This window comes from Streptomyces violaceorubidus, from assembly GCF_000717995.1.
GTDB classification, from domain to species: domain Bacteria; phylum Actinomycetota; class Actinomycetes; order Streptomycetales; family Streptomycetaceae; genus Streptomyces; species Streptomyces violaceorubidus.
Genome location: NZ_JODM01000001.1, coordinates 90,596 through 112,848 on the forward strand (window position 1 = coordinate 90,596; position 22,253 = coordinate 112,848).

The window sequence follows — 22,253 nt, forward strand, 5'->3', positions numbered from 1 at the left end:
CTCGGGGAGGGCTAGCCTCGCGATGTGGACAATTCTCGCACCCGGCCGCGCGTCGGCCACATCCAGTTCCTGAACTGCCTGCCCCTGTACTGGGGACTCGCGAGAACAGGGACGCTCCTCGACTTCGAGCTGACGAAGGACACCCCGGAGAAGCTCAGCGAGCAGCTGGTGCGCGGCGATCTCGACATCGGTCCCGTCACCCTGGTCGAATTCCTGAAGAACGCCGACGATCTCGTCGCCTTCCCCGACATCGCGGTCGGCTGCGACGGCCCGGTGATGTCGTGCGTGCTCGTCTCCCAGCTCCCGCTGGACCGCCTGGACGGCGCCCGGGTCGCCCTCGGGTCGACCTCGCGCACCTCCGTACGCCTCGCCCAGCTGCTCCTCGTGGAACGCTTCGGCGTCCAGCCGGACTACTACACCTGCCCGCCGGACCTGAGCCTGATGATGCAGGAGGCCGACGCGGCCGTCCTCATCGGGGACGCCGCCCTGCGCGCCAACATGCTCGACGGCCCGCGCTACGGCCTCGACGTGCACGACCTGGGCACCCTGTGGAAGGAGTGGACGGGCCTGCCGTTCGTCTTCGCGATCTGGGCGGCCCGGCGCGAGTACGCCGAGCGCGAGCCGGTCATCACCCGCAAGGTGCACGAGGCCTTCCTCGCCTCCCGCAACCTCTCCCTGGAGGAGGTGGAGAAGGTAGCGGAGCAGGCCGCCCGCTGGGAGAACTTCGACGAGGAGACCCTCGCGAAGTACTTCACCACCCTCGACTTCCGCTTCGGCACCCCGCAGCTGGAGGCGGTCACCGAGTTCGCCCGCCGGGTCGGACCGACTACCGGCTTCCCGGCGGACGTGAAGGTGGAGCTGCTGCGGCCCTGATCCGCAGCCGGGGCCCCTTTCTCGCTGAGGTTTCTCCCTGGGGCCCGCCGCGGGTGTCCCACTACCCTGCTGCCAGGTACCGGCGTACGGGGGAGGGGTGGACGCCATGCGGCCGCTCGAAGTCGACGAGCCCACCGCGGTGGGGCCCTACCGGCTGCTCGGCCGACTGGGCTCCGGCGGCATGGGCCGGGTCTACCTGGGACGCAGCAGCGGCGGCCGCACGGTCGCGGTGAAGATCGTGCACCCGCACTTCGCCCTGGACGAGGAGTTCCGGGCCCGGTTCCGGCGCGAGGTGGCCGCCGCGCGGCGGGTCGGCGGCGCCTGGACCGCGCCCGTACTGGACGCGGACCCCGAGGCGCGCGTGCCGTGGGTCGCCACGGCGTACGCGGCCGGTCCGTCCCTGACGGCGGCCGTGGCGGACGGCGGCCCGCTGCCCGCCCACTCCGTTCGGGCGCTCGGCGCGGGCCTCGGCGAGGCACTGGCCGCGGTGCACGAGCTGGGCCTCGTCCACCGTGACGTGAAGCCGTCCAACGTCCTGCTCACCCTCGACGGCCCCCTCCTGATCGACTTCGGCATCGCCCGCGCCACGGAGGGCACCGCCTCCCTGACCTCGACGGGCGTGTCGATCGGCTCGCCCGGCTACATGGCGCCGGAGCAGATCCTCGGCAAGGGCGTGACCGGGGCGGCGGACGTCTTCTCGCTGGGCGCGGTACTGGCGTACGCGACGACCGGACTGCCGCCCTTCCCCGGCGACTCCTCGGCCGCGCTGCTCTACAAGGTCGTCCACGAGGAGCCGCGCCTCGACGGCCTGGACGGTGAGCTGCGCGAGCTGGTCGCCTCCTGCCTCGCCAAGGACCCGACCGCCCGCCCCGCCCCCGGGGAGGTGGCCAGGCGACTGGCCCCGGAGGGCGCGGCCCGCCTGGTGACCGGCGGCTGGCTGCCGGGGGCCCTGGTGGAGCGGGTCAGCCGGAGCGCCGTACAGCTGCTCAACCTGGAGGCGGCGGAGACCGGGCCGGGGGCGTCCGCGGGGGAGGCGTCGGGCCCCGTGGGGTTCAGCCGGCCGTCGCTCACGGCGGGCGGGGCCGGTGCTTCGCAGGGGCCGGGGGAGGGCGGGGCGGCACCCACGGCCGCCGGTGTCTTCGGTCCCCCGCCGGTGATGCCGACGCCTACGGCGGGGGCGTCGCCGTTTCCGGCCTCGTCGCCGTTTCCGGCCTCGTCGTCGTCCTCGTCTCCGTCCCCGTCCTCGTCCCCGTTCTCCTCCTCGTCCGTCCCCGGCCGGCGGGAGCCCGGGCCGGGTGGCGGTGCGGGTGTGGGTGTGGGTGTGGGTGCTGATGCCGGTGACGCTGCCGGTGCCGGGGCCGGGCAGGGGCTCTCGGGGCCGGGCGCGGGGCACCCGCCCGGCAGGCTCGCCCTCTCCGTAGCGGCGACCTCGACGCGGGGTGCCCAGGGGCGGGGGCGGCGGATCAGCTGCACCGTGGCGCTGGCGGTGGCGGGAGCGCTGGCGGCGGTGACGGTGGGGTCGGTGTTCGTCCTGGACCTGCTGCCGGGCTCGGGCAACGACGCGAACCACGCGGGCGGCGCCGACGGCTCCCACGAGCCGCCCGCCGCCACCGCGGGCACCCTGCCCGGCCGCTACCTCGGCACCTGGGAGGGACAGGCCGCCGCCCTGGACGGCAAGCTGCCCCTGGGCACCTTCCGGATCACCATCAGGCAGGCGAAGGTGGGCCAGGAGCTGGGCAGGCTCCACCAGACCGACGCGCTGGGCGGCGTCTGCGTCGACGTGATCACCCTCAAAGAGGTGACGGAGAAGCAGATCGTCGCCGGGTCCGTCGGCGCCGAGGGCAACCACGACGGCTGCAACCCCGCCCCCACCACCGTCACCTTCACCCCGGTCGGCGACGACCTCGACTACGCGTCGAGGAGCGAGGAGTCGGGGCGACCGGAGGCGCGGTTGTCGAGGATCGGGTAGCGGGCCGGGTCCGAAAGGGGCGGCGGGGCCGAAGGGGGCGGCGGGGCCGAAGGGGGCGGGCGGCGAGGCCCACGGCAAGGGCGCCGCCCCCACCGGCTCAGCCCGGCACCACCACCGTGCGCAGCTCTCCGTCGCCGAGGTGCAGCATGCCCTTGCCCGGCGTGACCTGGCCGCCGACCATCTGGCGCGAGACGCGCAGGCCGATGAGGTCGCCGCTGGAGGACTCCTGCGGGGAGAGCAGGATGCCGCGGCGGGCCTTCTTGGCGTCGACCTGCCAGCCCGAGAAGCCGCTGCACACGTCCTCCTCGTCACCGGCGATGACGAGGGCGAGGCCGCGTTCGGCACCCCGGGAGACGATCTTCTTCATCTGGCTCTCGGCGTCGCAGTCCTCCAGGATCTCGCCGTCGTCGACCAGGACGGCGATGGGCTCCTCCGGGCTCGCCCCGTCGATCAGCTCCTCGAACTCGTCCTCGTCGATGTCGTCCCCGGTGAAGACCTTCAGTACGCCCTCCACGCCGTCCAGTTGGCGCACCGGCGACTGGCGGGGCGCCGCCACGACCAGGCGGGTGCCCTGGGCGAGGAGGGACTGGGCGACGTTCATCAGCACCGTGGAGCGGCCCGACTTGGCCGGTCCCGCGATGACGAAGGACGGCACGCCGTCGGCGAGGTCGGGACCGAAGCCGACGATCTCGTCGCCGCCGATGCCGACCAGCGCCCACAGCTTGGAGCGGGACGCCTCCGGGTCGCGCATCTCCCAGGCCTCGGGGAAGGAGATCCGGCTGGGCAGGCTGTCCACGCGGAACGGACGCCGGGACCGCGGGACATCGGCGTCGCGCGCGGTGGCGGCCTCGCCGATCGCGGAGATCGCGGCGGCCTGGCCCTGGCCGGTGGTGTCCTCGCAGAGCAGCGCGAACTGCGTCTCCGTACCGGCCTCGTTGCGGAAGGCGCGGCCCGGCGGGATCTCCTCGGGCACCTTGCGGGACGGGATGCCGAGCGAGGCGAAGTCGCTGCGGTCGGCCAGCCGCAGGCCGTACTTGTCCTCGGTGAGGGTCGCGATCCGGCCCACCAGCAGGGTGCGGTCGCCGGTGAGGACCAGGTGGATGCCGACGCTGGCACCCTCGCGCATCATCGTCTGCAACTCGTCGGTCAGCGAGCCGTGGTCGACCTCGCCGAGGGTGGGCACCCAGCCCTCCCAGCGGTCGAGGAGCACGACGATGTGCGGCAGCCGCTCACCCTCCTGCACCGAGGCCCGCTGCTCGCCGATGTCCGCGAACCCGGCATCGGCCAACAGGTCCTGACGGCGCGACAGTTCGCCCTTGAGGCGGTTGACGAGCCGTACCACCCGCTCGGTCTGGTTGCGGCCCACCACCGCGCCGCAGTGCGGCAGCCGGGTCAGCGCGTTGAGGGCGCCGTTGCCGCAGTCGATGCCGTAGAGGTGGACGTCGGCGGTGGAGTGGGTGCGGGCCAGCGACCCCGCGATGGTCCGCAGCACCTGGGAACGGCCGCTGCGCGGAGCACCGCCGATCATCAGGTGCCCGAAGCTCGCGAAGTCGACGACGACCGGACGGCGGGCCTGGTCCGAGGGCAGGTCCTCGATGCCGTACGGGGCCGGCGGCAGCTTGCCCGGGGCGGCGCCGGCGAGCGCCGGGACCTCGATCTCGTCCAGCAGCAGCTTCTCGTCGAGCGCCGGCAGCCAGGGGCTGTGCTGGGCGGGGATGCCCATCGTCCGGTTGGCCTCGCGCACCGCGTCGACCAGTACCTTGAGGTCGGTGATCTCGTCGTCCTCGCGGGACTCGGTCTTCGGCTTGGTCAGCGCCGCCCGGCCCAGGTCCTCCCAGCCCAGCGGGCCGACCCAGGGTGCGAGCGCGGCCGGGTCGGCGGCGCCGGGCCGACGGCCGCCGACGCGCCCCGACTGGAAGGGGACCAGGGAGGAGTGACCGAGGCGCACATAGGCGCGGCCCGGGGTGTTCTTGGAGATGTGCCCGGCCTCGGGCGAGTCGATGACGTCCGAGGACTCGCCGCCGTCGGTCACGCGCAGCGCGATCCGGAGGTTGGTGTTGGCGCGGATCTCGGGGGAGACCACACCGCTGGGCCGCTGCGTGGCGAGCAGCAGGTGGATGCCGAGCGAACGCCCTCGCTGGGCGATGTTGACGAGCCCGGTCACGAAGTCGGGAAGGTCCCGGACCATGGAGGCGAACTCGTCGATGACGATGAGCAGCCGGGGCACCGGAGCATGCGAGGGATCGCGCCTGACCAGGTCCTGGTAGTCCTCGATGTCCTTGGCGTCGGCGGCGGCGAGGATGTGCTCGCGCCGCTTCAGCTCGGCCCCCAGCGACTCCAGCGCCCGCTCGACCAGGTGCGCGTCGAGGTCGGTCACCATGCCGACGGTGTGCGGCAGCTTCACGCAGTCCTTGAACGCGGAGCCGCCCTTGTAGTCGACCAGCACGAAGGTCATGTTCTCCGGCGTGTTCGCGACGGCGAGGGCCGCCACGATGGTCTGCAGCAGCTCCGACTTGCCGGAACCGGTCGTACCGGCGATGAGTCCGTGCGGCCCGTCCTTGCGCATGTCGATGCCGAACGGCCCGTCGTACGACTCGCCGATGACGGCCATCGTCGACTGGCCGCCCATCCGCCACCGCGCCCCGATCGCGTCGGCCGTCGGCGGCTCCAGCTGGAGCACGTCGAGCAGCCGGCTGGCGCCGGGCAGCGCCGAGTCCTCGGTCTCGCCGCTGATGTCGCGCAGCGCGGACAGCGACCGCGCCAGCCGCAGACACCAGGCGGGCGTGACGAAGTCGGGCCGTACATCCGTGATCCGCTCGACCCCGGCCTCCTCGACCCGCAGCCGCAGTTTCTCGGTACGGGCCCGCTGCTCGGGCTCGGCGGGGGAGTCGGTGTGCCACGCCTGGAAGGACGGGAACCCTCCGGCGACCTGCCGCGCGGGCTGAGGCTGCTCGTCCGTCCGCCCGTTCTCCTCGGCCTTGGGCTCGGCGACGACGAACGCCTGGCACTCGCCCGGCAGGAACCGCTCCTCGGCGTCGAGACAGACGGCGAACATCGACACGGCCGGCCCCTCGCGCAGCAGCCGTACGACGCCGGGCAGCGACCGCAATCGCCGCGAGCCGTCCCACACCACCACGATGTCCGGATCGGCGAAGCTGGTCCCCTGCGCGCCGCTGCCCTTCTGCTCGGCGGCCTTCTTGCGGGCGTCGAGGATCTGCGTCAGCTCGCCGATGCGGGCCCCGACGGTCTCGGCATCGGTGCCGATGAGGACGTTGACGTCCTGGCCACCGGAGGGCCGGGCGTGCGGCAGCCACCTCACCCAGTCCCACTCGCTGCGCGCCGAGTTCTCGCTCAGCACGTAGAACTGCACGTCCATCGGGCTGTGCAGCGCGGCGGTCTGCGCGACGGCCCACCGCCCCAGCGAGCGCGCCGAGTCCCCGGGCCCCGCGATGCCGACGACCCCGAGGCCGCGCAGCGACAGCGCGACGGGCGCGTCCTCGATCTTCCAGGTGACCTGGCGGCGGTGGTCGTCCTGCTCCGGGTCGTCGAGCACGACCTCGGACGGCAGCCGCCCGGTCCCCACCCGCAGCAGCAGGTGATCACGGTCGGTCCGCCGCCGCTCCCACAGCCGGGTCCGCGGCCCGGTCCCGATGGACAGGACGACCGCCGGGTCGGGAATGGCCTGCCGCCGGTCGTCCCGCTCGGCGACCAGCGCGTCCTGCGCGTCCTTCTCGATCCGCGCCTTCTGCTCCTCGTACTCCTTGACCTGCTTGGCATGGGACTTGCGCCCGTGCTTCTTGTCGTTGAAGTAGTTGGCGAACAGCAGGATCGGGCTGAGCCCCGCCATGATCAGGTAGTACCAGCGCCCGAACACCGCCACGGCGACCACGGCACCGACGAGCGGCGTCAACGCCATCAGCCAGGGCAGCGGCCGGGCCTCGTACTCGCGGGGCGGCGAGGGCAGCCGGAAGTTGGTCTGCCGCTCGGCCGGACGCAGCCGGGGCGGCCGGTTGTAGTCCAGGCCCACCCCGTCCTCGGACCACTTGAGCGCGGCGTTGGGCGGTGCGTAACGGGCCAGCTCCACCAGCGAGTTGCCGACCGCTATCTGCCCCCCGAGCGGCCAGTCGTCTCCCTCCCGGTCCTTGACGGACTCCCCGTCGAGGGTGACCGCGTCCTCGTCGGCATGCATGGTGACCTTGCAGGTCCCGTCCGTGGCGACGGCCAGGGTGAGGGCACGGGCGTCGACCTCGGCGTCCTCGATGCGGACGTAGGCGGCCGGACCGCTCCCGATGTCGTACTTCCCCACCCCGAGCCGGTGCACGAACCCGGCCCCCGGCCCGCCGACGACCCGCAACTCCACGAGCCCGGTGGGCTCGCCGGGCAGACATCCGGAGGGGTCCTGCAGACTGACGACCGCGCCCTCGCGCAACGGCGACCCGATGACCGTGGCGGACGGATCGACGGCGTACCCGTCCACGTAGACGAGCGGCGCACCGCCGGCCCCCGCCTGCCCCTGGTGCCCGATCGGAATGACCTGCGCGCCCGCGACCCCGACCTGCTTGGCCAACTCCTCGGCGATGTCCCCGACGGTGGACTCGGGATCCGCGTCGAGCACGACGTCGGCGGAGCCCCCGCCGTACGGATCGACGACGGTCAGAGTCAGTCGCACGCTTGTCCTCCCCAGGCGAGCCCCTGCGGCCGCTTCCACACCACGGTTCACAGTCCAGGCGACGATATCCGCTGGGTGTCGCGGTCCGGCAACAGGGCGGTGACCGGTCGTTCCCGTTGGCAACGCAGGGATGTGACACCGGTGGCCTCACCCGTAAGCTGCTGCCTCAAGAGCGGACGATCACACCGGTCGTTACATCCGACCGGGTCTGACCGGTGCGCCGGTTCGATCCGCAAACGAGGAGCCACGGGGGTTGGCCCTGCGGCGTTGTGAGAGGAAGCGGCTTCATGGCCAAAGACCTTGACATCACATATCAGGACATGCGGGATGCCGCCAAGCATGTCGTGAAGGAGAAGGAAAAGCTCCAGGAGAAGCTCGACGGCCTCCGCAAGTACATCGCGAACCTGGTCGAGTCGGGCTACGTCACGAAGTCCTCCTCCAAGGCCTTCGACGACAACTTCGACGAGTTCACTCGCGGCGCCAAGGACACCCTCGACGGCCTCGACGGCATGGGCGACTACCTCACGACGGCCGCCGACAAGTTCGAGCAGATCGACGAGGAACTGGCGAAGCAGGCGCGGAGCAAGTGACTCCTTGCCGGTAGGCGTGGGCGTTCCCACTCGGTGCGGCCCTCGGAACCCGTTCCGAGGGCCGCACCGCTGCCCGGCGTGCAGCCTCAGTCCTGGTCACCGAGGGGGTCGTGGAACGAGAGCGTCTGAAGAATGGTCGACATCAGCCGGTAGATCTCGCTCCAGTGGTCCATGGAGGGCGTGTTGAGAGTGAACACCGCGGTGTACGGACCTGTGGGAAAAGGGACGTGCACCTGGATCTGGCCGGTGAGGAGCTTCGTCTTCTCGTTCTCGGAGCCGGTCGTGACTCCTGGGTTGAGAGGGTACTCACGCAGGGTGATGCAGGAGACCGCCGGGCCGCAGGGGAGATCGACCCAGATGGCGTCGTTGTACGGGTCGCCTGACAGACTCGCGAGTATGCCCTGGGCGACCACATCGGCGTCCGCCTCGGACTGGTCGGTCGGGATGATTCCCACGGTGAACGCGCAGTGGGCGACACCCTCGGCGGGGTCGTACCGCTTGCCTTCGTCCGCATCCGAGGCCGCGTCGTCCTCGGCGGTGGAGAAGAGCCCCATCGCGGCGTAGGAGAGGCCGGTGGATGCCATCAGCTCCCCTATGGCCGCGTAATAAGGGGCAGCGGATTCCCAGATGCGTTCGTCGCCGCGAGAGTAGAGGTTTCGCACCAGCGTCGACGCGCTCTCCACGCGTTCCTCAGGGGTGGCGTCCAGTGGGAGCGCGAAAAATCCCTCCGGGGCGATGAACCAGAAGGGCGGAAGAAAGTCCATGCCTGGTGCGGCGAGTGGTATGGCTATGTCAGACGTCATAGGAAAAGCTGTGCCGTTCTCGTCCAGTGCGGGGCACGAAGTGTGCTCCCTCGTCAGGTGAGGAAGTCGTCGGGATGATATTCCGTCAGGGCGAGTTGTTTACCATCGGCATCCATAACCGTGGTTAGGTTGGAGTGCCCGAAAAATGCGTGGACTGTGCTGGGAGCCAGTACTTCGATACGAAAGCAACCGCATGCGTTCTGCTTGACGAGTGGCTCTTGGGCGTCTGGTGCCTGCGCTGACCTGAATCGCTCCGCGGTCTCCTGCTGAGCAGGTGTCAGAGAGTCCAAAGAGATAAAATCAAGCGGCTCGGAGAGGTAGCGAGTGAGTCTCTCTCGTTTTACGCTGCTGACTCTGGTCCAGGATCCGTCCGTGAAAGTTATTTTTACGTCGTTTCCGGTTTTGAAGTCGCGCAACTCAACACTTCTGATCTCGGACCGCGAGATGTCCCACAGGAATTCGTCGTCGATAAGAGTGTCACGTCCCTTGACGTACGGAAAGCCGACGATCACCAATCGACGGTCCGTGACGACCGCATGCGTGCGGTAGTGGTCAGGAGATGACCGGGCCGGATCCAACTGCCACGGCAAGGTGCGAGCAGTGGTGCCCGGAGCAGCCCAGATGACCGGGAAGTCTTCGACCTCGTCCGCACGGTCGTGAGAGAAGTCCGCACCCGTCTTTCCGGACGGCCCGCCGACGCTGCCTCCTTGGGAGGACAGCGCTCCCCACGCCAGGGTGACCGCGGCGATGGCCGTGCCCTTGAGCGTGTTCAGCGCGGTCGCTTTCGGTGCCGACCGTGCCGTGTAGACCGGTCCTTCCGGCCAGCCGACCAATTGCCGCTGGATGTCGTTGCGTTCTGTGTCGCGGAACCAACGCTTTCCCCTGACACGCATCGCCGCACCGGTGGCGAACGTGACGGGGGCGCGAGCGAGGAGTGTCTCACCTCGTGGGGGCAGCCAGAGAGTCATAGGGGTTGTTCTCCCTTTACGGCGGGCATGTTGGTGGCGCGCTCCTCTGGAGTCAGTCGCCGGTCACATGCCCATAGATCTTCGGAGCGACCTTAAGGCCGGCATCCAGTGCCATCCCGGCGGCACTGAACGGGTTCAGATTCACACCTGGTATCAAGTTGGCGCCCTTGGTCCCGATCAATTGGCCCGGGTGGTAGCCGGCGTAGGAGAGACCGCCCATGCGCGACATCAGGCCGCTGGTCGAGTGAGCGACCTCGTAGACCTCGTCCGAGAAACCGCCGATCTTCACCAGACCGGCCTTGCCCAGGCCTCCTGTGATAGCGGCGGATTCCTTGCCGAAGGAGAGCAGGACGCGTGCCGTGCCGATCTCGGTGGCTTGGAATCCCTTACCGAGCCTGCTCGCGGTAGCGGTCGCCTTGCCGAGGCCGACGACCTTCGCGCCCTTGCCGAGCATACCGATACCCGGCAGCAGTCCCACGGCGTCAAGACCGATTTGTGCCCAGCCCACGTCGGCGCCGGCGGCCTTGGCCACTCCGTGAGTCGCCAGTGACAGCCCGGCGCCGATGAGCGCCGCCGTGCCGAAGATCGCCGAGAGAGGCGGGAAGGGCAGGGTCACGATGGCCAGCATGCCCAGAACCGCCGTGATGTCGCTGAGCACGTCACCGATCGCCTTGATCAGGTCGGCGTGCTCCTTGAGCCAGTCGCCGGTGGCGTCCCAGGCGTCGGCGATGCCCTTGCCGAGCTTGTCCCAGAAACCGGGCTCGTTGGGGGCGATGTCGGCGGCCTTGTCCAGCTCCTTGCCGATGTTGCGAGCCGCTTCCCTGAAGCGTTCCTCCAGGTCGTGGACCTTCTGGATGACGCCGTCGACCGCACTGGACGCCTCGCCGAGCTCCTTGCTGCCCTTGCCGTCGGCCTTGGCCTCGGCGTCGGCCCTCGCATCGAGTTTGTCGCCGGCCGACTTCTCGAGCCGGTTCGCCTCGTCCTGGAACTCCTTCAGCTCGTTGGACCAGCGGTGCAACGCGCGTGAGGCCTTGTCGAAGGAATCGAAGCTCTTGCGGATGAGCGGGGTGACGTCCTGGCCGATGTACTCGGTGAACGCGATCGCGGTCTTGCCCTTCCAGGCGCCGCATTCGATGCGCTCGAGTTCTCTCACCGCGGTGCCCAGGTCACTGGCCAGACCGCCGAGCTTCTTGGCGAGGTCGCGGGTGTCCTCGACGTCTCCGGGGGTGGGATCCCAGCCTATGTTCGGGAACGCTGGACGCGTACCGGCCACGTCTACTTCCCCTTCTTGGCCTTGGCGGCTTTGAGGGACTCGGCCAGCTCCAGGTCGAGGTCGCTGAACGTGTCACCGATGTGGTTGATCATCTTCACGGCGCCCTGCGTGTGCTTGCCCAGCTGCTTGATCCCGTAGCCCCACTCGTCCGCGAAGTCCTGGACGTCGTCGATGAGTTTCGGTTCACCGACAGCCGAGGCGTCGGCGCCGCGCAACGTCCGGCGCGTGGCTTCCATGCGGTCGCTGATGGTGGAGAACGTCTCCTTCAGGTGCTGGAAGATGGTGTCGTCGAGTGTCAGGTCGCTCATGCGGCGTTCGGGTCCCTCCGGGCGTTGGGGTCAAGCTCACTGACGGTATCGATCAGTGGCCCGATCTCGCCACCGCGAACTGGTCAAGTGTCACCGTGCCGCACCGCAGGCCCAGGTCGGACTCCCTGCTCGGACGGCTTTCCCCGGCCTCTACCCGAGGAGGTTCTTGTACAGCGTGCACCCGCTCGCTGCCCCCGGCGGCGTCGATCAGTGAGCCGCCCCAGGAAGCTGCAGCGTACGCGCGAAATTGTCCAGGGGCACCATGGCCGCGGCGATCACTTCCGGATCGTCGTGATGTCCGCGGAGGACGACATCAGGGAGGCCGGGCGGCGTGTGCCAGTGGTACGACACCGAGGTCATCATGATGCTGCTGTCTGCGGGGTAGGAGCGGATGACCCGGACCCCGTCCTCGCCCAGGTGCGGAGAAGCGAACGGAATGCTGCCGGTTCGCTGTTGCCACTCGGGGATGGCCGGGTTCGGCACCGTGAGCGCGGTGAACCCCTCGCAGGAGGCCGCGTCACGAGCCTCGCAGCGTAGGCGGGTGGCGTGCATGACCAGGGGCATGTAGGTCAGCGGAACGGGGTGGTAGATGAACGCCTCGTCGGCCTCCAGCTTGTCCCGGAGCGTGACGATCGTTTGTTCGTAGAAGCTCTTGTGGAACCGGCGAAGTTTCCGGGTGAGTTCGACGCCGTGCGCGGCGGCCAGATCGGTCAGAGTTGCATCCAGCCATTCCTTGAAGGTCTTCTTGTCCGTCTGGAGCCAGAGATAGCCCCAGAGGCCCTTATTCGCATCCGTATCGATATGAAGTGCACCGAGGTCGGCGCTCCACAGGGTGCCTTCAGACATGAGCGGTCTCTTTCGTCGGGCGCGGTCGATGGGGTGGGGATGCCGTCATGCGTAGCTCCAGCGGAAAGTGCCCATCACGGCATCGAAAAGTTCCACGAGCGTGTCGTAAAAGGCGGGATCCGTGTCGGGCGCGATCAGTGCGCTGAAAGCGAAGGTGAGGTACCGGTCGGGAGCGCTGTCCGGGACCGGAACGAAGTACTCGACCCGGCGGTGAGCGACGTCGACGCCTTGGGCCACGTCGGCGGGTACCTCTCGCTCCGATCGCAGGGCTGCGGTGTCGTCGAGCGTCCGCGTCACGGCACCAGGAGTCACGGAGGCGAGCGCGGCCAGGACCGCTTCCGGGCCGCTGTCGGACCTGACCCGTGGAATTTCGATCGGCTCGGACGCCACGATCGAGACAGGCAATGCGAAGCCGTGGAGGCGTTCGGTCGGGAGGTAGAGCGTCATTCCTCCCTTGGCGCTGGCCCGGCGGATGACCTTCTTCATTTCCTGATTGAGCTTCAACCGGGCCTTGGGAATGTCATCCTTGGGAAAGTCGACGGGCAACTGCGCCACGGCCTTACGGATGATGCGGTCCATCGCTTCCTGGGTCCCGGTGTGCAGCGGGATCACGTCCCAGCCGGGTGGCGGCACCAGATTGAAGCCGTTCGGGGTCCGAGGGTGCTCAGCGGTGGCCATGGTGCTCCCGCATCCCTTCCACTGCGTAGGCGACGCCGACGAAGAGAGCCCACGCTGGGGCGGCGATGATGCCCGGCCAGAAGCCGAGCATCAAAGAAGGCAGAAAGAAGCCGCTGCCCATGGCGAGGTCTCGGGTGAGGTAAGGTGGACGCCCCGCATGTCGAGGGTAATTCTTAAAGACCCAGACATAGTGGAGAAGGCAGCCGATGATCCCGGCTTCATAGACGTACAGAACGTCGTCCCTCAGAAACTTCGGCACGAAGATCATGATTCCGATCACCGGAAACACCAAGGGCATTCCGATGAACAGCGTCAGCCTGAGCTGCCGGTTGGGGCCGGTACCGAGTCCCGTGCGAGCTGCTTCGGCTTCGGCGATGCGCTGCGCCGAGGACAGGTCCATGATCGTTCCTCACCAGTGGGTATCGGGGGCGGGCTTCAGAGTGTTGTCTTTCCAGTCGGAATAGCCCTGGTTGTACGGCTTTTCGCCGGTCCCGAGCTTTTCGTGTGTCCAACTCGTCAGGTCGCTCTTGCCCAGCACCTTGTCCGTGACGTCCATTCCCATGCCGGTCCACGCGATGCCGAGACCTACCTGGTAGGACTTGTACGCCTTGTCCGCGGCAGCCCCGGCGGCCGCCGGGAAGGCGGCCTTGTTCGCCGCCAGCATCTTTGCCATGCCTGCCATTTCCTTGTCGCCCAGGTGCAGAAGGGTCGACAACGGGCTGACCCGCAGAGGCCCCTTAGCTACTAGGCCGACGTTTTGAGAGATGGACTTGCGTATGTCGTTACGCGCCACACGGACGATTTGGCGCCCCGCTCCTTCCGGCATCTTGGTCATCAACCGCCCCATGTCGTCCATGACGCCCTTGACGCCCCTAAGTCCTCGGCTCAGGCCGGCGGTCCGGGCGGCCTGAGCGGCGCCCACGGTGGCCTTGGCACCGCTGGCGAGCTTCGCGGCGGCCCCGAGGCCACCCACGACGAGGAGTCCACCCACGACGTCGAAGATGGCATCCGTCCAGGTGGCGTCGCCGGATGCCACCAGCAGGAGTCTCAGTCCGATCGTGAGCGCCGCGATGCCTAGGACGAGCAGGTTCAAGCCGGGAATGGCGAGCGCCAGAAAGCCCGCAAACGTTGCGACCCAGCCGAGAACATCGATGAACGCCTTGATCCCGTCCGCATGGTCATGGACCCACCCCTTGACGTCGTCCCACCACGAGTCCTCGATCACGTCGTCGATCTCGTCGCGGATCTTGCCCGCGTAGTGGTTGGCCCGGGCGTCCCGGTCGCCGGTAACGGTGTGCAGCCGAGTGCGGTACGACTGCAGGGGGTCGTCGATGGGACTGGTGCCACTGGGCGACGTCTGCGGAACGTCCTTGTCCTCTGAGTCGGACTCCTTGGCCTTGTCGGCCTCGACCTCCTCCTGCTTGGCCTTGGCCTGGCGCAGGATCTTGTCGGCGTCGCCCTGGAAGTCCTCCAGCTCGGTCGACCACTTGGCGAGGTGACCGTGCACACGCTCGTATCGGCTGGCTACCTCCCGCATGTGCTTCTCCAGCGTGGAGGACTCGTCGCGCAGGGCCTTGACGTACTTGCCCTTGAGGGTCTCCTCGTCGCTGATCGCCTTCAGGTTCTTGGCCTGGTCACGGAGCTTCTTGGCTACCGAGATCATGTGCTTGACCTCGGCACGGATCTCCTCTGGCTCCCCGGGAACGGGATCGGCCTCGCACAGCGGCTGCCAGTCCACCGGACGGCGCTTGGATGTCGGTGTCATGACGTCACTTCTTCTGCTTCTTCTTGCTTGCCTCGGCCAACTGCTTGTCGAGGTCCTCAAACGCCTTCTTGCTGCCGGCCACGAGCGTGCCGACCGATTCGATGGACTCGATGAGTCTGGTGCGGTAATCGTCCCAGTTGTCGACGAAGTCCTCCATGGCTCCGGCGACAGCACCGGACCCCCAGTGCTCCTTCATGTCGTCCCGGCGGCTCTCGATGTCCTCGAAGGTCTTCTTGAGCTGGCCGAGCTTACGTTCGCAATCCGCGAGAAATTCGTAGTCGACCGTCAGGTCCGGCTCGCCCATGCAGTGTCCTTCCCCCGTGTCCGATCTGACTGTGCCGTGCGCCGTGAGGCAAATGTTCGGCCAAGACGAATGACGTTAGTGGTGGGGTTGGCGGTTTCGCCAGCGCGCACTTCCCCGACGGTTCAGGACACGGTGTGGAGCCGCCGCATGAGGTGCTTGTGGATCTCGCTGCGTTCTTCGTCGGTGATGACGGTCAGCCACGATCCGTCGGCGAACACGATGCGGAGCCTGTCACTCCGATGCACGCCGAGAAGCGGATCCTCCACTCGGGCTTCCGACGCGGGAAGCTCGGCGACGACCACCATCCGCTCGGCCTGCCGGACGGACACCCGCTTGGGAGGAGCAGCCAGCACGACGCGGTCCGGTGTCAGCACGAGCAGGCGCTTGGGGTGCGACGAGTGCCCGTACCAGCGCAGCAAGAACTGTCCAGCCGTCGCCGTCCAGTCCCCGTCGAAGAACTGGTCCAGGGCGTGGGCCGTGATTGCCTTCTTCCGCTCCTCCTCGTCCAGGGCCCGAGCGCGGGCCCTGGAGCGCACCTTGGAACTCAGGAGCCACTCCGCCATGTCCTCCAACGAAGCGAGCAACGCGAAGAGCGCCCCGACGGGCCAGAGGACGGCTACCAACGCGACCCCCAGCATGCCGAGCGGCCGGATGAACGCAGGGCGTACGGGCGCGCCGCCCGCAGCCTTGCGTATCTCCGACGGCGGTTCTGGAATCTTGCTGATCCGACACCAGGCGGCACAGTCCGCCTCAAGCGCGAGTCGCGTCTTCGCGACCTTCGCGAGCCCCGTTGATCTCATCAGCGGTTGACCGCCTGGATCTCCTGGACCGTGACCGCCTGGGCGTTCTCGAAGGTGCCGTCGGGCAGGTCGCCGCCCGTGCCGCCGGATCCGGTCCAGGCGATTTCCCAGGTGATGGTGGCCTGGAGGTCGAAGGTGCCGTCTCCCGAAGAGCGGAGGTACTTGATGCCGCAGGGCGGCGTCCGGTCGGCCTTGCCCTTGGCGTAGGGCTCGCCGATGGAGCCGTCGTCGTTGATCGTGCACTCGCCGGACGCCGGGTACGTCTCGGCGTCAGGGGTGCCCGGCTCCAGCCTGAGCGACACTGGCTTCGCGGTGGTCGTGGCCGTGAGGGCGAATCCGGGGACATTGATGGCCGCGGTGGCCTGGACCTCGTGGAAGTCGGCCTTGTCGAGCCAGGCCCAGGTCGGCAGGTTCACCTTCGTGGTCTGGGCGGGGGCGAGGGTGACCTCGGTGCCGGGAAGCTCCATGTGCTGGTAGGCGAGGGCGGCGAGTATCTCCGGGGTGATGGCCTCCTCGTACTGGGGCGGCGGGGCCTCGCCGTTGTCCACCCAGAAGGGGAGGTCGGTACAGGAGTTGCGCTTCAGATAGTCCGGCTCGTTGGGATTCTCGACGCCGGCCCAGAACATCCCCTCGCCGTCCTTGGCGACGTTGTAGTCCTTGTAACCGGGGGCGTCCGTCCAGCCGTACTCGTCCTCGTAGTGCGCCTTCGTCTGGCCGATCGCCGCAGCCGGGGTCCCCGTCATGCCGGGGGCGCTCGCGGCTTCCTTGATCTCGGCGGACATCTTCTTCTTGAAGTCCTTGGCGCCGAGATAGGGGGCGTACCAGCAGGGTGGGGGAGTCCAGTTGACGTCGGCGGACGTCACGTTTCCCGTGCCGCCGTTCGGGGCGACGGCACCGGAGTAGGTGATGCGCACGGCGGAGTGGATGCCGGTTTCGTCGGTGCCGCCCTCTTGCTGCGCACTGCCGCCCTTGCCGGTGTCCACCGGTTCTGCGGTGGCGTTCGGGGCAAGGAGGTAGATCAGGCCGGTCGCGACGGCCAGGGCAGCGGCGCTGCTGCCGAAGAAGCTTCGCCGTGGTCTGCTCACTGGCACTTCTTGGCCTCCGTCTCGACGAAGACCTTGGACGCCTGCCACAGGCTTTCACCAGTGGGGTACTTGGTCATGATGATCTTGTAGTAGTCGAAGTCCTTCAGGCTGGGCTCGGACTTCAGCACCTTCCCCGTCTTGACTTCTTTTCCGTAGAACTTCCCGGTGTCCGCGCAGAATGCGACCTCAACCGAGTTGCCGTTCGGAGCAGATCGTGTCGTGGCGTCGTAGTGACGCCGGGTGCCGGTGCCGGTCCAGCCGCCCTTGATCCACTCGTTGATCTGCGTCTCGGCGTAGTGGATTCCGTCCCCCGTGGCGTACGCGGCCAGGGCGGCGTCCTTGGTCGTGCGCTTGTCGACGCCCCGGTAGATGGCGCGCAGGTAGTTCGCGGCGTCGTCCATCGCGGCCGCCTCGTTCTTGTCCTTCGGCCTATCCCAGTCGAAGACGAGGTTCATGTCCTTCGGGAGGGACAGGTCCACGCCGTCCGGCTTGTCCTCCGCCGGTGCCGCCGAAGACTCCGCTGTCCCACTCGGGGTCGCAGCCCCCTGGTCCGCCCCCGCGATCTTGTCGTTGTCGCTGGACTGGTCGTCCCCGCCCCCGCAAGCCGTCAGTAGCAAGGCTGCTGAGGCGACGAGCGCGGCAGCAACGGGCAAAGAGCGGCGCTTCACAGTGGACTCCCCGTGAGACAGAAGTGCGGTCAAGGCTACTGACGGTATCTGCGTGCTTCCTGGTTTCGCCAGAGTGAACTGCGTCAGGAATCGCTACGGTGCCCTGGACATACGAGGGGCTAGTGAGGGGCGGGGAGGCACGTGGCGGACGTCATGTCCGGGGACGGGACCAGGATCGGATCCGACCTGGTGCGGTGGCTGGTGCTCAGTCTGCTGTGTGCCGGGGGTTCGCTGGGGTTGTCCTGGCTGGGGCCTGTCGTGCCGCTTCCGACCGTGGTGCGCGGGGTGGGGGGCCTGTTCGCGATTCTGATCCTTCCGCTGGCCTCGTCCCTGGTCCCGGTACTTTTCCTGCGCCGTGTGCCGCGCAAGAAGCGGAAGATGGCGTGGCAGTTGATCGTGCCGGTGATTGCCGGAGTGGCCCTGGGGGTTTTCGGCTCGGGTGCCGGGGACGCGACCGCCTTGGCGGACCGGGGTGTGTGGGCCGACGCCGTGGTCGTCAGCGCGGACTACAGCAGCACCAACCACTGCGACCTGCGCACCGTCGACGGACGGGACATCTCACCCTCGCTCTCGGAGAGCGACGGTTGCCAGGACACGACGTCGAAGGGTGACGAGCTACGCGTGCGGTACGACCCCGAAGGCGTTGCGAGCCCGGACGACGGGCACACCAGCTCCGACGGCGTGTTCCTCGCCACGCTCTTCGGAGCGGCCGTCGTGATGGGCACGTGGGGCGGCGTGCGGCAGAGCAGGTGGGATCGGTCGTATGACGGGGCGTGAGCGGCCCGTGGACGAGGTGGTGGCGGATCGCGACCGGCGCTTGCGGGTGCGGGTGCGGGACGGCGTCGGACTCGTGCTGTTCCTCGTGGTCGGGGCGGTGGTGGTCGTCGGCTTGTTCGGAGGGGCGAGGTGGGCCGCCCGCGAGAGTGCGCCCTTGCTGTACGACCTGCCCGGAGGATCCTGGGGCGTCGGGGGCGTCCTCGGGCTGGTCACGCTCCTCGGGTGGGGCGGCGCCGTGTCGGGGCGGCTTGAGATGCCCACCGCGAACGGCTCCGGGAAGGCGTCCGGGGCGGTTCTGCGCCGACTTGCCCGGGGCGTGTGCGCCGCAGCTCCCGTCGCGCCGGTCCTCTTCCTGATCAGCGGGCTGCAGGGCAAGAACTGCCGGACGTACGAGCCGGATTGCTCGTACGTCCCCGGTACCGGCCCCGCGCTCCTCGTGTACGCCGGTTGCGTGGCCGTCGTGGGATGGCTTACCCACCGTCGGCGTCGTGCCGTTCTCGAAGCGCGCCGTGCACACGGACGTCAACGGCTGCGGAAGCTGCGCACGAGGGGTAGGGGAAAGAGCCGCGCCGCCCGCCGCTAGCGGTGAGTTGGGGTATGACCTGAGCTGCCAACCGCCCCCGCGACCGCCAACTCTGTCAGTACCCAGGCCGCCAGCCGGGATACGCACAGGCAGTAGAGGAAGACGGCCGCGCCCGTACGGCGAAGGTGAGCGCGGTGGCAGCCTTCGTACGGCCTGCGGCGGGCGACGGATGCAGGCGTGCCGCGACGACGTGGTCCAGGGCCGCGCCCGCGACCGGGAGACGGAAGCCGAGTCCGCAGCCCGGGCCCACTCGGACAGTGCGAGCCGGGACACCGGCGGCGGTGCCGTCAGGGCGACGGAGACCCCGCGCCCCGTGACGCCGGCCGTGACGCGCGGCCGGAGGGGAGGTCACTCATGACCCCGAACCCGCCGCCAGCTTCCCGTTCTGCGCCTTCACCACCGTCGGCGACAGCCTCGCGTCGCTCGGTCTGGCGTTGGCGATGGCCATGCCGTCGACCGAGAAGTAGACGGCGAGTACGTCGCCGCCGCGGACGATCTCGCCGTGCAGGACGTGCCGGACGCCGCGGGAGGCCATCGTGGACGTGAAGCCGAGCGACTCGTCACCGGCCGGGGTGACCTGCTCCGCCGTGACGGAGTCGTACGGGCTCTCGTTGCCGTTCGCCTTGGCGGTGAAGCCGTCCCCGCACGCGTCCACGGCCTTCCGCGCGTCGGCGAAGGCGGACCGCGCCTTCCCCGGGGCGTAGGAGGCCAGGGTGACGTACGTGAAGGTGACGCCCTTCGTCAGCTTCGTCGGCGCGTCCGTCGGTCCCGAGGCCAGGCGGGTCAGGTCGGCCTCGGGGGCGCCGAGGGGCAGTTGGTTCATGGCGCGGGCCAGGGGTGCGCAGACGGGCTTGTCGGTCGTCACCTCGTCCGCCGACTTGGCGAAGGCGTACTCGGCGTCCGGCTCGGCCACGTTGAAGCCGTCGGTGTCGGCCTTTGTGACGATCGTCGCGGCCAAGTGCTCGGCGGGGGAGGGGGTCTTGGCCGCGGAGGCCGACGTGCTCGCCTCCGGCTTGTCGGCCGCCGGGGCTGTGTCCGAGCTCCCTCCGCACGCGGTGAGCGCGGTGACGGACAGCAGGGACAGGGCGGCGAGGGCTGTGGACGTGGGGCGGTTCACGGGTGCTCCATTGCTCCGTAGGTGGGGGAGTGGGGGGTCACTGGTGGCCGTCGAGCAGTGCGCGCAGCTGCGGGGAGAGCTCCGGTACGCGTGCGCCCGCTGCCTGCGCGGCCTCCAGTTCCTTCACGTACTTCAGGGCCTCCTCGCGCAGTTCCTCCTTCTCGCGGCCCTGACGACGGCCCGCCAGCCAGACCCAGGCGGCCAGGGGAACGAGGAGGAGGGCCGCGTATCCGACGCCGGTGCCGACGGTGGCGGCCCAGGTCACGCCGCCCGCGCCGGCGAGGAGCAGGAGGCAGCCCGTCTCGTCGTGCCAACCGCCCGCGTCCGCCGTCTGCTCGTAGTACGAGACGGCCCAGGGCTTGGGCGGTACCGGTACCGGTACCGGTACGGAGGGCGTGGCCGTGGTCGAGGGCGAGGGCGAGAGGGTCGGTGTGGGCTCCGCGGGGGCCTCCGGTGCCGGTTCCACCGGCGGGTACGTCGGGATCGGTGCCGCGCCCTTGCCGCCTCCGCTCGTCGTCCGGCCCTCCAGCCACGGCGGTATGTGGGCCAGCGGGATGCCGTGGGCGCGGGCGATGCCGAGGATCTCGCGGTAGCCGGCGAGGGGGCCGCCGTGCAGGGCCCGCTTCCATTGGGTCCGGGCGTGCACGAGCAGGGCCGTGCCGACGACGGTCAGGCCGGCCGCGGCACCCAGCAGGGCGAACAGGTGGGCGTCGAGTGCCGGGGACAGCGGGAGTCCGAACGGCAGGAACAGGCCCGCCATCAGCGCCAGCAGGCCAAGCCAGGCCGCCGGTCGGCGTTGCTCCGCCTCCAGGGCCTTGCGGCGCTCCGCCAGCAGCGCGGTCACGGCCGCGTCGTCGGTGTAGTCGACGCCGTACCGGATGCCGATGTCCCGCGCGGCCTCCCGTACCCGGGTGTCGGACCGCAACACCGTCCCGCTCACCGGAAGTAGGTCCATCCCGTAGCCCCCAAGCTCTCCGTGGTCGCCCCGTCACCGATCCGAGCGAAGATCATGGCACGGGCCGTCGGGGCCCTCGTGAGTGAATCGTGCAGGACCGATGGGCGCTCCGTGACGAACAGCACGCGGACGGTGTCCGGTTCCGGGCGGGGTGGATTCGCGCGAGCACAGTGGGAGCGGCTGCTTGGCGGTCGGCGCACAACGGGCTTGTTCTGGCGCGAAGTTGCAGATGAGTAACGGTGGACCGGGCGGTCGGGCAGGGGGCGGGCATGCCTTGAGGGGCTTATGTGCGGCTGATACGGTGCGATGGCTTGACACTCGCCTTACTGCTGGTTATTCGCCCAGGTCGGGCGGGTGCGTCAGGGGTTGCCCCGGGACGTCAACGGTCGGGCGGGCACGGGTGAAGTGTCCGAAATTGCAGAGGATTCTGCGTACTTGGGGGCTCCGCGTCCAAGTGGGTTCGTGGCAGACAATTTTCTTGGTTGTACGGGGAGCGGTTGCGTGAAGATCCAGGAGCGTACGGGGGCGGGCGCGGGACGTTCCGCGGCTCCGGCTCAGCCGTCGGTCGGTGACCGGCTTCCCAGCCCTCCTCGCGAGCGCAAACCGGCGCTGGCCGCTCTGGCGGTGCTGCTGATCCTGGTGGGTGCGCTGGGCGCGACGATGCTGGTGCTGCGGGCCGGGGACCGGGTGGAGGCCATCCAGCTGACGGCCGACGTCAAGGCCGGTGAGTCCATCACCGAAGACAACATCAAGTCCGTCATGGTGAACGACGACTCCGGTGCCCACTTCGTCGCCTGGTCCCAGCGCGCGGGCCTGATGAAGCTCCAGGCCAAGTCCACCCTCTACAAGGGCACGGTCGTCGTCGGCGAGATGTTCGCCGACAAGTCCGCCGTGGAGGAGGGCAAGGTCACGGTCGGCGTCTCCCTCAAGGAGGGCCAGTACCCGAAGGGCCTGGACTCGGGCGACAACGTCGCCGTCTACCGCGTCGGCAACAAGGCGGCCGGCGGCGGCGACCAGGACGGCGCCTCCGGCTCGGCCGGTGCCGCCAACTCGCTGCTGGTCGAGCGGGCGGTGGTGGAGGACGCCACCGCGTCCTCCGGCGACAGCTTCTCCGGCACCAACCTGCCCGTCACGCTGACCGTCGACGCCGACGACGCCGCGGCACTGACGCAGGCCGCGTCCGCCGGCGAGGTCGCCGTCGTCCTCATCCCCGGCAACTAGA

At 69.1% G+C, this 22,253-nt stretch carries 21 protein-coding genes; 6 read left to right on the forward strand and 15 right to left on the reverse strand.

Annotation, left to right across the window (positions count from 1 at the left end; translation table 11 throughout):
• Positions 1-24 precede the first annotated feature (24 nt).
• Both IE94_RS0100465 and IE94_RS0100470 read left to right on the forward strand, forming a co-directional pair.
• Positions 25-873, forward strand: a complete 849-nt coding sequence (locus IE94_RS0100465; protein WP_030145318.1) for a menaquinone biosynthetic enzyme MqnA/MqnD family protein — start codon at positions 25-27, stop codon at positions 871-873.
• A gap of 106 nt (positions 874-979) precedes the next feature.
• Complete coding sequence (locus tag IE94_RS0100470) at positions 980-2,842, forward strand: serine/threonine-protein kinase (RefSeq protein WP_030145319.1); 1,863 nt, start codon at positions 980-982, stop codon at positions 2,840-2,842.
• Between the two features lie 97 nt (positions 2,843-2,939).
• Here the strand turns inward: IE94_RS0100470 and IE94_RS0100475 are convergent, their stop codons facing one another.
• Entirely contained in the window at positions 2,940-7,511 is a 4,572-nt protein-coding gene (locus IE94_RS0100475; protein WP_030145320.1) for an FtsK/SpoIIIE domain-containing protein, read from the reverse strand.
• Positions 7,512-7,798: 287 nt separating this feature from the next.
• On the opposite strand from IE94_RS0100475, the gene IE94_RS0100480 reads away from it, so the two are divergent.
• Entirely contained in the window at positions 7,799-8,101 is a 303-nt protein-coding gene (locus tag IE94_RS0100480; protein ID WP_030145321.1) for a WXG100 family type VII secretion target, read from the forward strand.
• 86 nt (positions 8,102-8,187) lie between these two features.
• Here IE94_RS0100480 and IE94_RS0100485 read toward each other — a convergent pair whose 3' ends face one another.
• From IE94_RS0100485 to IE94_RS35095, 12 genes are all read right to left on the reverse strand, one after another.
• Entirely contained in the window at positions 8,188-8,904 is a 717-nt protein-coding gene (locus IE94_RS0100485) for a hypothetical protein (RefSeq protein ID WP_063829696.1), read from the reverse strand.
• A gap of 53 nt (positions 8,905-8,957) precedes the next feature.
• Positions 8,958-9,872, reverse strand: a complete 915-nt coding sequence (locus IE94_RS37580) for a hypothetical protein (protein WP_078606365.1) — start codon at positions 9,870-9,872, stop codon at positions 8,958-8,960.
• Positions 9,873-9,924: 52 nt separating this feature from the next.
• Entirely contained in the window at positions 9,925-11,145 is a 1,221-nt protein-coding gene (locus IE94_RS0100490; RefSeq protein WP_030145323.1) for a membrane protein, read from the reverse strand.
• 2 nt (positions 11,146-11,147) lie between these two features.
• The gene (locus tag IE94_RS0100495) at positions 11,148-11,453 is read right to left on the reverse strand and encodes a hypothetical protein (RefSeq protein WP_030145324.1); all 306 of its coding nucleotides are present in this window, start codon (positions 11,451-11,453) and stop codon (positions 11,148-11,150) included.
• Between the two features lie 207 nt (positions 11,454-11,660).
• Entirely contained in the window at positions 11,661-12,299 is a 639-nt protein-coding gene (locus tag IE94_RS0100500; RefSeq protein ID WP_030145325.1) for a hypothetical protein, read from the reverse strand.
• 45 nt (positions 12,300-12,344) lie between these two features.
• Entirely contained in the window at positions 12,345-12,977 is a 633-nt protein-coding gene (locus IE94_RS0100505; protein WP_245235140.1) for a hypothetical protein, read from the reverse strand.
• Positions 12,964-13,377 (reverse strand): hypothetical protein, encoded by a 414-nt coding sequence (locus IE94_RS0100510; RefSeq protein ID WP_030145327.1) that lies wholly within the window; start codon positions 13,375-13,377, stop codon positions 12,964-12,966. The genes IE94_RS0100505 and IE94_RS0100510 overlap by 14 nt, the downstream gene beginning before the upstream one ends.
• A gap of 9 nt (positions 13,378-13,386) precedes the next feature.
• Positions 13,387-14,742, reverse strand: coding sequence for a coiled-coil domain-containing protein (locus IE94_RS0100515; protein WP_245235141.1), 1,356 nt, complete (start codon positions 14,740-14,742; stop codon positions 13,387-13,389).
• A 4-nt stretch (positions 14,743-14,746) separates the two neighbouring features.
• The gene (locus IE94_RS0100520; protein WP_030145329.1) at positions 14,747-15,046 is read right to left on the reverse strand and encodes a WXG100 family type VII secretion target; all 300 of its coding nucleotides are present in this window, start codon (positions 15,044-15,046) and stop codon (positions 14,747-14,749) included.
• A 122-nt stretch (positions 15,047-15,168) separates the two neighbouring features.
• A complete protein-coding gene (locus IE94_RS35090; protein ID WP_030145330.1) occupies positions 15,169-15,846 on the reverse strand; it encodes a hypothetical protein in 678 nt (225 codons plus the stop codon).
• Complete coding sequence (locus tag IE94_RS0100530) at positions 15,846-16,937, reverse strand: hypothetical protein (RefSeq protein ID WP_209441017.1); 1,092 nt, start codon at positions 16,935-16,937, stop codon at positions 15,846-15,848. Before IE94_RS0100530 ends, IE94_RS35090 begins: the two co-directional genes overlap by 1 nt.
• Positions 16,928-17,599, reverse strand: coding sequence for a hypothetical protein (locus IE94_RS35095; protein ID WP_030145332.1), 672 nt, complete (start codon positions 17,597-17,599; stop codon positions 16,928-16,930). Before IE94_RS35095 ends, IE94_RS0100530 begins: the two co-directional genes overlap by 10 nt.
• Positions 17,600-17,740: 141 nt before the next feature.
• Between IE94_RS35095 and IE94_RS0100540 the strand changes: the two genes are divergently transcribed.
• Positions 17,741-18,376, forward strand: a complete 636-nt coding sequence (locus tag IE94_RS0100540) for a hypothetical protein (RefSeq protein ID WP_078606366.1) — start codon at positions 17,741-17,743, stop codon at positions 18,374-18,376.
• A complete protein-coding gene (locus IE94_RS0100545) occupies positions 18,363-18,959 on the forward strand; it encodes a hypothetical protein (protein ID WP_030145334.1) in 597 nt (198 codons plus the stop codon). Before IE94_RS0100540 ends, IE94_RS0100545 begins: the two co-directional genes overlap by 14 nt.
• Positions 18,960-19,311: 352 nt before the next feature.
• Here the strand turns inward: IE94_RS0100545 and IE94_RS0100550 are convergent, their stop codons facing one another.
• Both IE94_RS0100550 and IE94_RS41510 read right to left on the reverse strand, forming a co-directional pair.
• Positions 19,312-20,076 (reverse strand): hypothetical protein, encoded by a 765-nt coding sequence (locus IE94_RS0100550; RefSeq protein ID WP_030145335.1) that lies wholly within the window; start codon positions 20,074-20,076, stop codon positions 19,312-19,314.
• A gap of 37 nt (positions 20,077-20,113) precedes the next feature.
• Complete coding sequence (locus IE94_RS41510) at positions 20,114-21,016, reverse strand: hypothetical protein (protein WP_280922656.1); 903 nt, start codon at positions 21,014-21,016, stop codon at positions 20,114-20,116.
• Positions 21,017-21,532: 516 nt separating this feature from the next.
• Between IE94_RS41510 and IE94_RS0100565 the strand changes: the two genes are divergently transcribed.
• Positions 21,533-22,252, forward strand: a complete 720-nt coding sequence (locus tag IE94_RS0100565) for a hypothetical protein (protein ID WP_030145337.1) — start codon at positions 21,533-21,535, stop codon at positions 22,250-22,252.
• The last annotated feature ends 1 nt before the right edge of the window (position 22,253 follow it).

Excerpts from the sequence above, each read along its gene's own strand:
- IE94_RS0100470 (WP_030145319.1), top strand. The coding sequence starts at position 980 with ATGCGGCCGCTCGAAGTCGACGAGCCCACCGCGGTGGGGCCCTACCGG.
- IE94_RS0100480 (WP_030145321.1), top strand. The coding sequence starts at position 7,799 with ATGGCCAAAGACCTTGACATCACATATCAGGACATGCGGGATGCCGCC.
- IE94_RS0100485 (WP_063829696.1), bottom strand. The coding sequence starts at position 8,904 with ATGACGTCTGACATAGCCATACCACTCGCCGCACCAGGCATGGACTTT.
- IE94_RS37580 (WP_078606365.1), bottom strand. The coding sequence starts at position 9,872 with ATGACTCTCTGGCTGCCCCCACGAGGTGAGACACTCCTCGCTCGCGCC.
- IE94_RS0100495 (WP_030145324.1), bottom strand. The coding sequence starts at position 11,453 with ATGAGCGACCTGACACTCGACGACACCATCTTCCAGCACCTGAAGGAG.
- IE94_RS0100500 (WP_030145325.1), bottom strand. The coding sequence starts at position 12,299 with ATGTCTGAAGGCACCCTGTGGAGCGCCGACCTCGGTGCACTTCATATC.
- IE94_RS0100505 (WP_245235140.1), bottom strand. The coding sequence starts at position 12,977 with ATGGCCACCGCTGAGCACCCTCGGACCCCGAACGGCTTCAATCTGGTG.
- IE94_RS0100510 (WP_030145327.1), bottom strand. The coding sequence starts at position 13,377 with ATGGACCTGTCCTCGGCGCAGCGCATCGCCGAAGCCGAAGCAGCTCGC.
- IE94_RS0100515 (WP_245235141.1), bottom strand. The coding sequence starts at position 14,742 with ATGACACCGACATCCAAGCGCCGTCCGGTGGACTGGCAGCCGCTGTGC.
- IE94_RS0100520 (WP_030145329.1), bottom strand. The coding sequence starts at position 15,046 with ATGGGCGAGCCGGACCTGACGGTCGACTACGAATTTCTCGCGGATTGC.
- IE94_RS35090 (WP_030145330.1), bottom strand. The coding sequence starts at position 15,846 with ATGAGATCAACGGGGCTCGCGAAGGTCGCGAAGACGCGACTCGCGCTT.
- IE94_RS0100545 (WP_030145334.1), top strand. The coding sequence starts at position 18,363 with ATGACGGGGCGTGAGCGGCCCGTGGACGAGGTGGTGGCGGATCGCGAC.